Source organism: Paenibacillus sp. FSL P2-0121, from assembly GCF_037975345.1.
Taxonomy (GTDB): Bacteria; Bacillota; Bacilli; order Paenibacillales; family Paenibacillaceae; genus Paenibacillus_AQ; species Paenibacillus_AQ odorifer.
Genome location: NZ_CP150245.1, coordinates 717,731 through 732,329, shown reverse-complemented (window position 1 = coordinate 732,329; position 14,599 = coordinate 717,731). Strand labels below are relative to the sequence as shown.

Below are 14,599 nucleotides of genomic sequence, written 5' to 3'. Positions count from 1 at the left end.
CCTCCTACAAGCTTTTTGGAGCGTTACATCCATCTACACTTCATAATAACGCTGCATGCATAAACTTATTTTATAGATTTTTATTAAATCCTAGAAAACCCAAGTAGGGAACCAACGCAGCATATCTTTCACGTAATCTCCACTGACCTGCATCCCTGACAGTACCGGGTAGAAAGCAATAAAGAGCAGCAAAGCAACAGCTACATAGACATACTGTACGTAACGGGCCTCAGGGAATTTACTATCCAGCAACTTCATTATATATACAATACCAAGAATCATAAATGGCACCATAGCAAAATAATGGTAAATAAATGTTTCTCTTGGGACAAGCATCCACGGAACATATTGCGAGAAGAAGGCGATCCAGATCATGTAGAGGTTCTTATCTTTACGTTTCAGCGTAATCCACAGCGTTGCCAGCATCGCAAAAATACCCGTCCACCAGATAAGAGGATTCCCCATAGTCACTATACTGCTGACCTGACCTTCCGGCAAACCTTCACCGCCGCTAAAGAACCAGACCGGTCTCTTCATAAACGGCCATTGCCACCATGAGGAAGCAAAAGGATGTGTAGCTACAAGCTGGCTGTGGTAGTTGTACATATTCTTTTGGGAATCAATCAAACCTTTTATAGTGAAGCCCTCTGCTGATGCAGATAACCCCGGCACAAAAGATAAGCTATAAATAATTACTGGAATAATTACAAAGAACCCGATACAACTAGCCAACGTAATAATAGTCTTTTTCCAAAAAGAATCTACTGCTTCACGACAGGTGCCCAGCAATTCCTTGTCTTTAATCTTCCCCTCTGCCAGCAGGCGTCCGGAGGCTTGGTATTCTCTGTAGCGTTCAAAAAGGGAGATAGCCAGCATAATGGCCAGCCCTGCTCCTCCATAGAGCACAATCCATTTCGAAGCTACGCCGATTCCGAAGAATAAGCCAGACCAGAATAACGGAATTAATGTTTTTCTTAAAGGCTGCTTGTAGAAATTCATTGTGTAATACCGCTGCATAAAATAGAACATCAACATAATGAAGAATACTCCGTATACGTCAATCGTGGAGATTCTTGTCTGTGTGAAATGCATGAAATCCAGCGCAAACAATCCTGCCGCGAGGGCGGCGTATTTGCTTTTCTTAAACAAACGCAGCGCCATTACATATATAAGAGGTAACATGGCAACTCCGAACAAGGTTCCGATAATACGCCAGCCGAATGGATTGACTCCGAACAGCTCCATACCTATGGCAATCAAAAGCTTGCCAAGCGGTGGATGCGTATTCTCGTAAGGCACTATCCCGTGTGTATATTCATAAGCTGTTCGCGCATGATAGATCTCGTCAAAATAAGTACTATTCATAAAGTTAGAATATTCCGGAATGAGCGCCTGCTCGTCAAAAAGATTGGCCGCTGCTCCTCTTTTAGGTACAGCGTTAGCATCCGGTGTCACACCAGCAATAGGAAGGGGGATTCTTTCTCCCCCCTGCTCATAAAAGGCCATTTCGTTCAAAGTGAACCCTGGAGAGGTAACTGTAAACTTCACATATCTCGCAGTAACGTTCAGGGGTTGGCTTTTCCAGATGAAGACATTCCCGACATCCTCACTGACATCCATCGGACTGCTCCAGACCTCAGGATTGTCGCTGAATTCCAGCTTGAACTTCCCCGTGCCCACGCCTCCAAAGATATTGACCCGTTCCAATGGTTTACTCTGCCCCAAATCTACATAGAAGCTTTCACCACTGGCAGCAGGCTCCCATAAGGTCTCTGGAGATTTAGTAGAGCCAAGATTATATAAAGCAAGCGCTGCGTAAACGGCCGTAATAGCTATTATGCATATCCAATCTATACGCTTAAACTTCATCGTTAAATCGCCCTCCCTTCTGATGCGGTTTAATTTGCCCGACAACTCTCAAATCTTCTTCATATTGTTCTTCCGGTGTAATTGGTGCTGGAAGAGGTTTTATTCCCTTGCGGACATACACATCGTATCCGATATTCAGCATATAAAGCAGTAATGCTAGATTAGCTATAGCAGTCACTAATACGATTCCGTCTGCACCCGGGCTAACATCTGCATTCAGGTGGGATAAGGTGTACGCCACATTGATGTATTGCGTTAAGCTGAATCCGAGAAATAGCGATAAAAAGCGGCGGTCCCGACTTTCTATATAAGTAAACAAACAAAGAATAAGAGCAGGGAACATATAACGTTCATGCATTTTGGTGCCAAGCACAAAGACCACTACTATAAGCACCATCCCGATAAAATAGGATTTGGTCAGGTCCAAGCGATCCTTTTTAAAGGAATAAAATGCCGCAACAGCTACAGCCACTAAAATAAATATGAAGCCCCATACACGGTATGGAATGCCAAGCCAGGTTAGATCAAGGGATGACCACATCGGATCAGTCAGTGCATACAGATTAAATGCATTCACTGAAGAATACGGATAGGAAGATAACGTACTCTTGTAAAGATCAATAACCCCTACCAATCCTCCGTTATTCCAGAAAAACGGTGCCGCAAGCAATCCGAAGATCCCTAATCCATACAAAGCTCCGAATCCAAGCTGCTTCCAAGCGCGGTGATGATAAAAAGCAAACAACAATACCGGCGTGAATATCAACGCTTGCGGTTTAATTAGCGTCGCTAAGGCAAACAAAATTGCGGAGCGGACAAACTTTTTGTTCGCAGCGCCATGAATACTGAGCAGCAGGAAGATCAAAAAGAATGAATCTGCTTGTCCCCAAGCCGCTGAATTAATAAGTACCGCTGGGTTAAACAGAAACAACAACATTAAGCCGAAAGCTATTCCTGTGCCGAGTTTTTTGCGTGACATTTGATAAATGAAGTAGCCGAGCACCAAATCAGAAAGGATCGCAGGGAGCTTGAAGAGCAAATTCTCTCCACCTGAGCCCTGAGTGAATCCTAAAACGCCACGAATGGCGCTAAGCACGTACAATATGTACAAATATCCAGGAGGATAATCGGCAAAATAACCTTCTTCATAAAATTTGCCAGGACCTAAATCCACCATACGCTGTCCCCAAGAAATAAAGGTATTCATATCATTCTGATAACCTTGCGCGGTAAGACCAATCCACACCCTCAGGATAAAAGCAATTCCGATGGCAATGCTCAGCCATTTGGAATAAATATTCTCAGGCTGCTTCATAAGCTTCTCACTACGGAATGCCTTAGTATAAAGCACTGCAAAAAACACGCTAAACAGCGCTGAGATCAGCAACATCTTAGTTGGAGATACTTTATGTGGAGTGTCTGCCTTTTTGTCGCCGGCATCTGGACTAACCGCTGAACTATCCAGCGAAATAACGTTAGCCCCTTCGGGAGCCGCGTCTAATTTTTCTACAGCAAAATCATCAAAATAAGCCTTACCTTGAATCAAGCTAGAGTAGCCTCCCAGACTTGCGCCTATGCCAAATGACTTCTGCTCCGGTCCTGTCTGGCCGATATATTCAAGATACTGCCATTCACCTGCCGTATCAGTTACGCTGGGATACCCCCCGCCTACTCCAACGGCAAGAATGTTGGCGCCCATTCCCTCCCCTGCTGTACTTACTACTTTGATCCATCCAGAGATTTTATAATAACTATTCGGCGTAGCCTCAATCGTCTGCACCCATTTCGAATGATTGGGCTCGATATTCTCAATGACTGCCGCCTTGCTGCCGGAATGAACTTCCTCCGATTGGATTGAAAGTAGGCCTGAATTATCTCCTGAAATCCACATATCCTTAGTCCAGTTAGAAGGCGCATCATCTCCCCCCTCCTCAAAGCCAGGGTTCTGCAATAGATTCCCCTCTGCATAAATGCTTGTTACAGGAAGCACAAACAATAACAGCATCAATACAGTCATTACGGCCGCACGTGTACTCTTGATCATCGTCCCAACCTCACCTCGTCCTATATTCATCTTAGTCCAGCCAAAAGCATATCCCTTCTGAAAAACAACTCCCGAATTAGTGTATTTCACCGTTGCTAAGAAATCATTTGGATTGATTTTCTCATAAAAGAGCATATAAATATAGGGTATGTTAACCTTATCTGGATCGCAGACCCTTCCATCCACAATATTCCATTCCATAGGATCGCCCTAAGCTTCAAGGCTCTTATATAGAATAGAAGAATCGCAGTGGCTAAAGCAAATACCGGAGCAAAAAAACAGGCCATTCTATCAGCATAAAGCGAGAGAACTAACAAAATGGTAAGACCATAGGACCACCTAGGGTTTGAAGTATTTTCAGTACAAAATAAACAGAGATCAGGATCAAGGAGGGAACAAATTGGACTCTAACGCCAAGGTTGCCTCGTCCTGAACATCACCTCTTCAACAATATAATCTAAATCATAGATGATGAAAAGCTAGAAACATAGACTAGCCTGAATGGTTAAGTGCCAACAAAAATATAAAAAAAGGGCCCCCTCAGTTATGAAGGAGCCGTTGAATGCACATCTGTATGCTATATATGAGTTAGCCCGCACTACCAAGAAATACATAACGGAGAATAATCAGAATAGCAAGTACCCACATCATCCAGTGAATATCGTATTTTTTCTTGCCAGCAAGGTTAGCTACACAAGCAAGGATTACATAAGTTACGATACCAAAGGAAATACCATTAGCAATATTATAAGTGAAAGGCATGATTACTAGAGTAAGGAACGCTGGAATCGCAACAACCATATCTTGAAAATCAATTTCGCGAATCGATTGTGCCATGAGCACGCCTACGACAATCAATGCTGCGGCTGTAGCAGATCCAGGGATCAGAGCTACTATTGGTGCAAGGAACAACGCAAGCAAGAAGCACACACCCGTTGTTACAGCTGTAAGACCTGTACGTCCACCTTCAGCAACACCTGCCGCGCTTTCTACAAAAGCAGTAGTAGTGGAAGTACCCAATGCCGCACCACCAGCAACAGCAATGGCATCGACAAACATTGCATTACCTACACGTTTGTTACCTTCTTCAGGGTTGTCCATAATACCAGCGCGTTGAGCAGTACCTACAAGTGTACCAAATGTATCGAACAATTCTACAAAAGTGAATGTTGCGATTGCTGAAACAATACCGGTGTGCAGGATACCATCCCAGTCAAACTCGAAAAAGTTCAATTGCGTCAGGTCAGGCACCCAAGGGGTTGTCGGACTGGACAATGAGCCAAAATCAACTACACCCATCAGTATACCCGCGAGGGTTGTACCCAAGATACCGAATAAAATCGCACCTTTAACTTGCAGTACCATCAGGATGGAAATAAGAAGCAATCCGATAATTACCAATTGTACATCAGTGTTCTCTAGGCTACCCATATGAATAATTGTTTCAAAGGATAGGACATCTGTGAATGTATTGGCGGAAATATCTTTACCAGCTTCGACACCAATCGTCATCAAACCACTGTTCTTAAGCCCAAGGATTGTAATGAACATCCCGATACCTACGGTAATGGCATGCTTCAAGCTGTCAGGAATGGCTGTCAGTAAGATCTGCCGCACTCGGGTAACCGTGAGCAGGATGAAGATCAAACCGGAAATAAATACTGCGGTCAGACCCATTTGCCAAGTGAATGGATGTTCTGAGGTTGCAGAAGACAAAATTACGGAAGCAAAGTATGCATTAAGTCCCATACCTGGTGCCAATGCTACTGGAAAGTTTATAAACACGCCCATTGCAATGGTGAAAATACCTGCTGCCAGCGCAGTCGCTAGAAATACAGAGTACCAGCCCATATCGATGCGGCCAAATGCTGTTAATGTGCTCGGATTAACCGACAGGATGTAAGCCATAGCCATGAACGTAGTCAAGCCGGCCATTATCTCTGTACGTACTGTAGTGCCGTTCTCTTTCAACTTGAAAAACCGATTCAAATTGTTCTCCCCCTAAGGTATGTTGTGGCTGACAGCAACAAAAAGCCGGTATCTGATCGACACCGGCTCGAAAAAAAGAGTAGCACCCATGACTATAGCCCTAGATTCAGGACAATACGGGTTGCTCAGCTCTTCTTAATCGTAGCCAGGTCATTACGGTGACCTCGTAGAAACTTCCAGGCCTATTCCCGGAAATATACGAAAGAATTATGTTGTTGTGCTTTATCATTTTAGGTGGACATCACATAAGTTGTCAATGAAAAAAGCGAACATTTTCGACTTTATTTTTTCTATTGTTCGTAATTCATACATTTTTATCTTTAACTTCAACCCCAAAATCCTTTAAATCATGCAGCTTATTAACTATCAAAAGCCTTATCAAATGGGTATTTTTCCCTATAAAACAATTTCGATGTTCCCTGGCTTATTGCCCTTTGGAATACTGATAGCTATGCCAAGAATTAGCAAAATGCCCTATAGCTAAACAAATCACTGCAATACCCAACCAGAAAGATCTGCCCCATATAGCCGCAAATCCAAATGCACAAACAGGGAGAACTGCCATGGGAATCGGAAGAAACAATAATGGAGCCCATAATAATCTGAATTGCTGTCCCTTAACCATATAACGAATCCATAAACCGTAATAAATCGTGATAAACACAAAGATAAGTGCAGCCCAGATCCCGAATTCTACATTTTCAAAGTCATCCTTTGAAATCGCAAGAATGGCTATACACCCCAACTGCCCTACTCTCTCCAAAAGAGTGTAAAAGATACCGGCATCTTTTAAACCGCTGGGAACATGATCGGGCGGAAACTTAATCATCAGTAAACTTGGGGCAAGAATAACCATAGCTATTAGTGTTCCAATAAGTGAGAATCCCATTCTAATGGCTCCTGTAAGTTTATTTTTCCCAGTTTATCACATTCTCTAAAGTTGCTATATAGGGTCCGTCACAAGCTTCACGGTTAATAAAAAAAACCTGCAGTCCCTTAATAAATAAGGAGCTGCAGGTTTGTTATTGCTATATGCTATTCCCACTCAATCGTTGCAGGTGGTTTCGAAGTAATGTCATACACTACCCGGTTTACATTCTCAACTTCGTTGACAATACGTACAGAGATTTTCTCAAGAACATCCCATGGGATACGTGCCCAGTCAGCGGTCATGCCATCGATGGAAGTTACTGCACGAACACCTACTGTGTAGGAATACGTACGAGCATCACCCATAACTCCGACACTCTTCATGTTAGGCAGGGCAGTGAAGTATTGCCAAATTTCACGGTCTAATCCCGCTTTAGCAATTTCTTCTTGCAGAATGTAGTCAGAATCACGAACGATGGTAAGCTTGTCCTCTGTTACTTCACCCAAGACACGAATAGCAAGACCTGGACCTGGGAAAGGCTGACGCCATACGATCGCACGTGGCATGCCAAGCTCTTCACCGAGTTTACGAACTTCGTCCTTAAACAAGGTGTTTAGCGGCTCGATCAAGCTGAATTTCATATCTTCTGGCAGGCCGCCCACATTGTGGTGGGATTTAATGGTTTGCGCTGTAGCTGTTCCACTCTCAACGATATCCGTATAAAGCGTACCTTGTGCAAGGAATGAAAAATCTCCGAGCTTAGCTGACTCTTCGTCGAAGCAGTAGATAAACTCGTTACCAATGATTTTACGTTTTTGCTCAGGGTCTTCAACACCTGCAAGTTTGCTCATGAAGCGATCGCGTGCATCGATTTTCACTACATGAATATCGAATTTGCCTACGAAAGTCTCCATAACGCTTTCTGCTTCACCTTTACGCAGAAGGCCGTGGTCAATAAACATACAGGTCAATTGATCTCCGATTGCACGGTGGATAAGCATAGCCACAACGGAAGAATCCACTCCGCCACTAAGAGCGCAGAGTACTTTTTTATCTCCGACTTGATTGCGAATATCTTGAACGGCTTCATCGATAAACGATTCCATTGTCCATTTGCCGTCGCAACCACAAACTTGGTATAAGAAGTTCGAGATCATCTCGTTACCTTGAACGGAGTGACGTACTTCTGGGTGGAATTGCACAGCGAACAGTTTGCGCTCCGCGTTGCTCATTGCTGCAATTGGAGCACTTTCTGTACCTGCATCCAGCTTGAAGCCTGTTGGAAGCTCAACTACATGGTCACCGTGGCTCATCCATACAGTCTGGCGGTTCTCCAATCCTGCAACTAAAGCAGTTCCTTCTGCAAAGTCAACATCAGCTTTACCATATTCCCGTTTAGCCGAACGTTCTACTTTACCATCAAGCTGATGAGCCATCAGCTGCATCCCATAACAAATACCGAAGATCGGCACTCCTAGATCATAAATAGCCGGATCTACGTGTGGTGCATCTTCAGCGTATACACTGCTAGGTCCGCCGGAGAAGACAATTCCTTTAGGCGAAAGTGCTTTAATCTTGTCAACTGGCGTATTGTACGGCAAAAGTTCGCTGTATACTCCCAGGTCCCGAATTCTGCGCGCGATAAGTTGGTTGTATTGTCCCCCAAAATCGAGAACGACGATAATTTCATTTGGCTTGTTCATTACGTGCCTCCCTTGATTATTGGATTCATTATACTCATGGTTAATTCTCATCGTCAAGGAAAGGAGGACACGCCTCTCATAATCAGAGAGTGATAAAACTTCATGCAGAACCTTCCTTGCTATGGCATAAATTAGATAGCGGATCTAAGCGTTATTAGCCGTTTATGTTAAACGGAAGGTAATGAGCAGACATTCGCGAATAAACGCGGCCGCATCAGAAGCCGCAGGTTCGCCGCCAAGGGCGGGAGCGGAGTCTACGGGATTGTCGCGGGTAGAGATCACGGCTGTGGAGGCCGAAGCTGGCGCGTACGCCAGGGTCTCCCAGTGGCGGACAAACTGCCGGACGGCTACATCTAGTCCGGCATCGTAAATCCGCAGGGAGTCCACATACTCCCTGCCAGTAACGCCGGGCGGCGGCGGTCCAAACCGCTCCGCCAGCCCGTGCCAAGCCAGAGAGGCCGCGCGCAGCTGCCTCTCCCGGCTCAAGCTGCTGCCGCGACGCGCGGCCAGCAGCAGAGCCAGGCTGCGCCGCCAGCGCCAAGCGGCGGCGGGAAGCAGCGCCGCGGCAGCGAGCGGCGCTGAAAAGGGCCCGCCCGCCAGCGGCAGGGCGGGCAGTTCCGCGCTGCGCGTTGCTTGCGGTGCGACTGCTGCCGCAGCAGGCCGTGCCGGCGCAGGGAAGCCAGCCGCAAGCGCAGGACCCGGCGTCGGATCGAAAGGAACCCAACCTGCGCCGGCAAAATAAACCTCTACCCAAGCATGCGCATCCCCTTGGGTGACTAAATACTTCGCCGGCATGGCTTCCTCCTGCTGGGTTCCAGGTCCGTAGCCTTGAACATACCGCGCTGGAATACCTGTGCTTCGCAGCAATACGGTCATCGCTGTGGCAAAATGCACACAGTAACCCTGTTTGGTCTCAAACAGGAAATGATCCACAAAATCAGCCCCAGCTGGCGGAACCATGGTATCCAGCGTGTAAGAATACCCGTTTTGCAAATAATCCCGAATGGCGGTTGCGGAATCATATCGGTTGCCCGAGGAAGCTGTGAGCTTCTCTGCCAGAGCTTTCACTCGCTCAGGTAATAAATCAGGCAGCTGCAAGTATTTATTCTTTATTTCTTGTGGATCAGCGTCACCCAAACCGCGCAGCAGTACTGGATTACTCTCGGGAAGTATAGAATCAACTATATACTCAGTGATCCGAGTTGACCCCACCGAATCTGGCAGACGAAAGGTATCCCTGTCCTTATTCGCCAGAACATAACCAAGCTGGCTGCCATTGGATAGTTGAACTGTCTCAACATCCGTTATGGTACCCGCATTGAATACAGGAATTCCACCGGAAGAGGGAATAGCAAATTGTATCCGCTGTTGCAAAGTCCGCCCCCCATTAGTAGTGGTTACCGTCGCCGGAATCTGAGGCAGGCTGGACAAGTTAAGCGGAGTAAACTCCTCACCACCTCTGATCCAACGGCGACCGTCATAATAGGCAATGCTCTCCCCGCGCCAATAGGTACGCTGACTGGTCAACGCTGTGAAGACTGGCTCGGTATTGCGTGATAATGGAGCACCCAGTTCTCCATCATTTGTACTATACCCTGTTGTTCCTGCAGGTATAGCCTCATTATCTTCCGGCATATGGCCCGAAGCCCATTCCTGCAGCTTTTCAAAGGTTGACTGGAGTGTAGTTTGGTTAGGCGGTCGTACTTCATATACCTGCCCACCAAACCATGCTGTCATCATGACGAATATAGCAGCTGCTAATGCCAAAACTCCCCATCGGGCATACGGCAGGTGAATGCTGCCCACCCGTTCCCGCAGACGGAGCAAACCACTCATTGCTTGCATCCATACAATAAGCCCGACTGATATTACAACATCCGTTGTCGTATTAACGCCAAAGCCAATATCCAGAACTAATAGATAAATGAGGGTCACCGCCGTAAACAGCAGCGTGCTTCCTCTGAAAAGTGCAAGCTGCTGCACCGAAGATACCAGCAGCCCCCAGCCAACAATCAAAATCAAAAGTCTGCTGATCTCGCTTAGCTGAGAGACATGCCCGGAAAAGAGCAAAATCAGATCATTTGGAATTTCTACTGCATAAATGCCCAGCCATCCTGTCCCTACGCCCTCGCTGCATAGATATAGCCAAGCTGTGCCGATCATCAAACATTGGATACTTAGCAATAGCCACCCGGGAATCTGAAGGATTCCCCACATCAACAGCACGGCAGCAGAAATCATCAGAATCTGCAGCAATCTAGCAGTATCTTCCAATGAAGTCGTTCTATATAAAGGGAGCAGCCATTCTAAAAACAGCCCCAAAATAGCCAAAGAGAACAGCATGCGATAATACAGAGGTATCTTTCTCTGTTTACCGGCATGACTGTTCTCCAGTTTTTCCAAATGGAGCTGCTTTGGTTCCTTCCCACTGTGCTCATTCATAGAGAAGCTTGTGTCACCCGGTATCCGCTTACCGTAGCGTTGGTTTTCCGGATGATTCATGGTACTCTACCTCCCTGAGCCTGTAAGCTGGCAATGCATCATCCAGACAAAACATCCGTGCTCCCAGACGACCCAGACTATCCCCGACCGTTCCCCGCACAGGCTGGCGGATCTCCTGCAGCATTACCTCAGCAGGCAGCGGAGCTGGCTGATCCCAAGCATAATAGAGCTCAACTTTTACACCTTGCACTAAGAATTTAGCGATAACCTTAGCGGATTGTTCCTCTAATCTTCCGGTCACTATAGCAACGGTCATTCCCGGAATCCAGCCTCTAGAAGCATCCTCCAACAGCTCGGACAGGGTTCTTGTTCCATTCGGAGAAATATCAGTTAGAATATCCAGCACTCTCCCTGGGATTTTACCCAGTCCTTCATGCCTAGCCATTCCTTCCGGCCAGCCTCCGCTAAATAACTGGACATAAGCACCTGACTGCTCAGCAAAGAGCATCAGCCCCATCGCCGTTGACACCGCCTTCTCAAATACCGGAGGCTGCTCCTCCCGACTGCCACGAGGTGTAAGTGCATTGGCTGGAATCTCATAGCTTTTGGGATCATTAGCCAACACGATACAGCTCATTCTTGCCTTTTCACGCTCTGGAACTTTGCTCTGCAGATTTCCTAGCCGGGCGCTGTTCTTCCAATGAATTCGGCTAAGCGGATCACCGGGCTCATATTCCCGCGATTCCATGGTCTCATCATTGCTGCTTCTTCCCCTTCTGGAATAGAGCGAATTACCGCTAATAAAGCCGCTGTCCGGGACTGCTCCGCCATAATATAGGGGGGCTGGCAGCACTTTAACGCTATGCTCTTCAGCAGGCTCAGATCGGCCTGTGAACCAGCCGGGCAAATCTCCCCAGGTTACTCTACAGCCCTGCAAATGATGATGTCCCCGCGGCATGTTCTCAAGAAGGTAGGTGTATTCAAAAGAGCGTCTGAATCCCGGAAACAGTAGCTTGTGATGTCCTCTGTCCCCCCAAAAATCAGCGATAGTCAGCCATGGCAGTGGAAGCCGGGCAGAGAAATTCACCCGCACCTTCACAAGCAGTGTACTTCCAGCTATCGGTCTTACTGGAGTGATTGTCCGTTCAATCTTTATCGCCCGTGGACCTGAAAGTTGAACAATCAGTCCGCCAACCATGATAACGCCTACAGCGATCAGCAGAAATAAGAGTGATGCGCCTCCGCGCCATGCATATAAAACACCTATAATTCCAGCCACAGTCAGCATCCGCAGCCATTCAGCCAACGCACTACGGCTACGCGGATAGCTTCTAACTCTTTCAGTCTTGTTATTTAATTTGTGTTCTACTTTTTTTGAAGAGGACAATGGAACGAACACCCTTCCTTTGGGTCTAGACTTGTTCCCAGCTGAGGAACTTATTACTATCTATTCTTCCCATGAAAAAGGGTGCCCAGACATTGTTTTTTTCTTTTAAAAAAACTGCTTGAGCGCTAAATCTCAGAAGGCTATTACCCGGCGCTCACCTTCCGTCACGCTTATATTTAAAGGAGGATGATCGGCTGTCTCCAGCAGCTCACGCAGCGATACCCAGATAGAACCGCCAATCATCTCCACACTGGCACCGTTTATCTTTTGAACATGATCAGGAAGATTTAACAGGAGTTCCTTGTTCGCCACATCCGCGATGATATCTTTGCCGTTCCAGGCAATCTTCCCACTGCGACTGCCCGCATCCCAACTAATCTGCCCTCCCAGCCGTTCGATCACAGCGCGAAGTGGCACCATATATTTCCCTTTTTGCAGAGCATATTCACCTGGCGCCAGCTTCGTCTCCAGCTTTCCAACCTCCAGCACTAAAGGTTTGCCGGGCGCAAACAGCTCTGCATTCGGTATGATATTCGAGGTGATCCAAGCTTCCGAAGGTTTCACTCTGCCCAAGCTATTTGCTTTTGAGGAGACTCTGAATTGTACAGGCTCCACCGTCTCATCTAAAAGGCCAAAGCTGTACCCAGCAGCCTTATAACGCGCAATAATATCAGGCAGTGCTTTAACACTCTCCTGATGGCCGCCGCCATCATGCAGCAGCAGAATAACCCGAGAGGACTTCAGATCTGCAGTTGACTCTTTTAAGATTTCTGACGCCGGTACCCCTTTGCGTTTGGAATCCCCGCTGTCCACCGTCCAATCCGTAACGATATAACCGGCTTGCTTCAACAAATTGAAGTAGGTATTATCAAAGTGATCAAAGGTTCCGCCCGGGGCGCGGATAAGTTGTGGGCGAACCCCTGTAATGCCCCGAACAATTTCTTCGGTCTTTTTAATCTGGCTCCAAAATTCAGTGAATCCACTATATAAATCATGGTAATTATGATTATAGGTATGATTGCCAATAGCATGTCCTTGTTCCCATATGGCATTAATTAGCTCTGGATGGCTTTTCGCTTGATTACCAAGGACAAAAAAGGTCGCCTTCACACCTTGCTGCTGTAAAATTTTTAGAACGTTGAAGGTATTGTCACTCGGTCCGTCGTCAAATGTAATATAGACCGTTTTTGAAGCTTTCTTTGCGGCCGCAATTGCTGAATATGTTGTCGACACCTTGGATACTTGTGCCGTACTGGAATTCAATTTAACTTCTGGAGAAGCAGTCACAATGGACTCTGCTTTAGGAGGCAATTCTTGCATCGCCACTAACGGGAGATTATTCTTAACAGAGACAGACTCCGCACTTGCGGACTGTAATGAACGATTCATCCAAGAATCTACACTCTCCCCTGCGTTCCATCCCAGCATTACGATGACGATTACAACCATAACAAGCAATCCGCTTATCAAGTTTCGGCGGCCGTGAGTGTTTTTGTTACCTTTCATCTTCTCTACCTCCAGCATTCTATTGGCTCAAAAGCCATTTGGTAGATTGTATGAAGACAAGCTTCAAAATAGAATAAGGCAACTGCCCCTTGGAGAGTGAGAATCTTATGGAAATGCTGAACTTTATACAAGAATTATTCAGCAAATATGGATATAGCGTATTGTTTTTTGGATTGCTGCTCGAATTCGTTGCCTTGCCGTTTCCCGGAGAAACTACCATGGCTTTTGCAGGTTTTCTTTCCTATACGGGAAGACTTGATTTCATAACGTTGATTCTAGTGGCGTTTGCTGGGACCACAGCCGGGATGACCCTCACCTATTTTGTCGGCTTAAAAGCCGGAATGCCCTTCATCCAGCGATACGGAAAGTGGTTGCTGTTCTCCCCTGCCAAGCTGAATAAAACGCAAAAATGGTTCGAGAAATACGGCAGTATCCTTATTTCCATCGGATATTTTATTCCAGGCGTTCGTCACTTTACCGGCTATTTTGCTGGTATAGTTGCGCTGCCCTTCCGTAAATTCGCCCTCTACGCTTATAGTGGAGCGTTATTCTGGGTAGTGCTGTTTCTTGGTATAGGACGGGTATTTGGTCCGCAGTGGATGGGTATTTTCCATTTATTCGAGTTATATGCACTATGGATTATCTCTGGCGGTGTAGCTATAGCTGCCCTTGTAATCCTGTATCGCTATCGCAAAAAGATAAGCATCCGCCTGTTCCCGCGCAAAGCTGCCATAAAGCTACAGACTCAGGTTAAAAAAACTTCCAAGGGACGGTGAAGCCACCGCCCT

Annotated in this window: 9 protein-coding genes and 1 riboswitch; of the genes, 1 reads left to right on the top strand and 8 read right to left on the bottom strand. The window is 46.4% G+C overall.

Annotated features, from left to right (window positions below; translation table 11 throughout):
* Positions 1-90 precede the first annotated feature (90 nt).
* The 8 genes from MKY54_RS03185 to MKY54_RS03150 form a co-directional block, all read right to left on the bottom strand.
* Positions 91-1,869 (bottom strand): phospholipid carrier-dependent glycosyltransferase, encoded by a 1,779-nt coding sequence (locus MKY54_RS03185; protein WP_076130537.1) that lies wholly within the window; start codon positions 1,867-1,869, stop codon positions 91-93.
* Positions 1,859-4,114: a glycosyltransferase 87 family protein gene (locus tag MKY54_RS03180; RefSeq protein ID WP_076303422.1), complete on the bottom strand. Its 2,256-nt coding sequence runs from the start codon at positions 4,112-4,114 to the stop codon at positions 1,859-1,861. Before MKY54_RS03180 ends, MKY54_RS03185 begins: the two co-directional genes overlap by 11 nt.
* Before the next feature lie 387 nt (positions 4,115-4,501).
* Positions 4,502-5,902 carry an NCS2 family permease gene (locus MKY54_RS03175; RefSeq protein ID WP_036679893.1) on the bottom strand — a complete coding sequence of 467 codons (1,401 nt, stop codon included), beginning with the start codon at positions 5,900-5,902 and terminating at the stop codon, positions 4,502-4,504.
* A 122-nt stretch (positions 5,903-6,024) separates the two neighbouring features.
* Positions 6,025-6,124: riboswitch (purine riboswitch) on the bottom strand.
* Between the two features lie 202 nt (positions 6,125-6,326).
* The gene (locus tag MKY54_RS03170) at positions 6,327-6,791 is read right to left on the bottom strand and encodes a hypothetical protein (protein ID WP_076130535.1); all 465 of its coding nucleotides are present in this window, start codon (positions 6,789-6,791) and stop codon (positions 6,327-6,329) included.
* A gap of 146 nt (positions 6,792-6,937) precedes the next feature.
* The gene (gene guaA, locus MKY54_RS03165) at positions 6,938-8,476 is read right to left on the bottom strand and encodes a glutamine-hydrolyzing GMP synthase (protein ID WP_036679874.1); all 1,539 of its coding nucleotides are present in this window, start codon (positions 8,474-8,476) and stop codon (positions 6,938-6,940) included.
* Between the two features lie 162 nt (positions 8,477-8,638).
* Entirely contained in the window at positions 8,639-10,978 is a 2,340-nt protein-coding gene (locus MKY54_RS03160) for a transglutaminase domain-containing protein (protein ID WP_339189434.1), read from the bottom strand.
* On the bottom strand, positions 10,947-12,305 hold the full coding sequence (locus MKY54_RS03155; protein ID WP_076186321.1) for a DUF58 domain-containing protein: 1,359 nt from the start codon (positions 12,303-12,305) through the stop codon (positions 10,947-10,949). Before MKY54_RS03155 ends, MKY54_RS03160 begins: the two co-directional genes overlap by 32 nt.
* Positions 12,306-12,437: 132 nt before the next feature.
* Positions 12,438-13,811, bottom strand: coding sequence for a polysaccharide deacetylase (locus MKY54_RS03150; protein WP_280753248.1), 1,374 nt, complete (start codon positions 13,809-13,811; stop codon positions 12,438-12,440).
* A gap of 107 nt (positions 13,812-13,918) precedes the next feature.
* Here MKY54_RS03150 and MKY54_RS03145 point away from each other — a divergent pair, with 107 nt between their 5' ends.
* Positions 13,919-14,587, top strand: a complete 669-nt coding sequence (locus MKY54_RS03145) for a DedA family protein (protein ID WP_339189430.1) — start codon at positions 13,919-13,921, stop codon at positions 14,585-14,587.
* Positions 14,588-14,599: the final 12 nt, after the last annotated feature.

Excerpts from the sequence above, each read along its gene's own strand:
- MKY54_RS03185 (WP_076130537.1), bottom strand. The coding sequence starts at position 1,869 with ATGAAGTTTAAGCGTATAGATTGGATATGCATAATAGCTATTACGGCC.
- MKY54_RS03180 (WP_076303422.1), bottom strand. The coding sequence starts at position 4,114 with ATGGAATGGAATATTGTGGATGGAAGGGTCTGCGATCCAGATAAGGTT.
- MKY54_RS03170 (WP_076130535.1), bottom strand. The coding sequence starts at position 6,791 with ATGGGATTCTCACTTATTGGAACACTAATAGCTATGGTTATTCTTGCC.
- guaA (WP_036679874.1), bottom strand. The coding sequence starts at position 8,476 with ATGAACAAGCCAAATGAAATTATCGTCGTTCTCGATTTTGGGGGACAA.
- MKY54_RS03160 (WP_339189434.1), bottom strand. The coding sequence starts at position 10,978 with ATGAATCATCCGGAAAACCAACGCTACGGTAAGCGGATACCGGGTGAC.
- MKY54_RS03150 (WP_280753248.1), bottom strand. The coding sequence starts at position 13,811 with ATGAAAGGTAACAAAAACACTCACGGCCGCCGAAACTTGATAAGCGGA.
- MKY54_RS03145 (WP_339189430.1), top strand. The coding sequence starts at position 13,919 with ATGGAAATGCTGAACTTTATACAAGAATTATTCAGCAAATATGGATAT.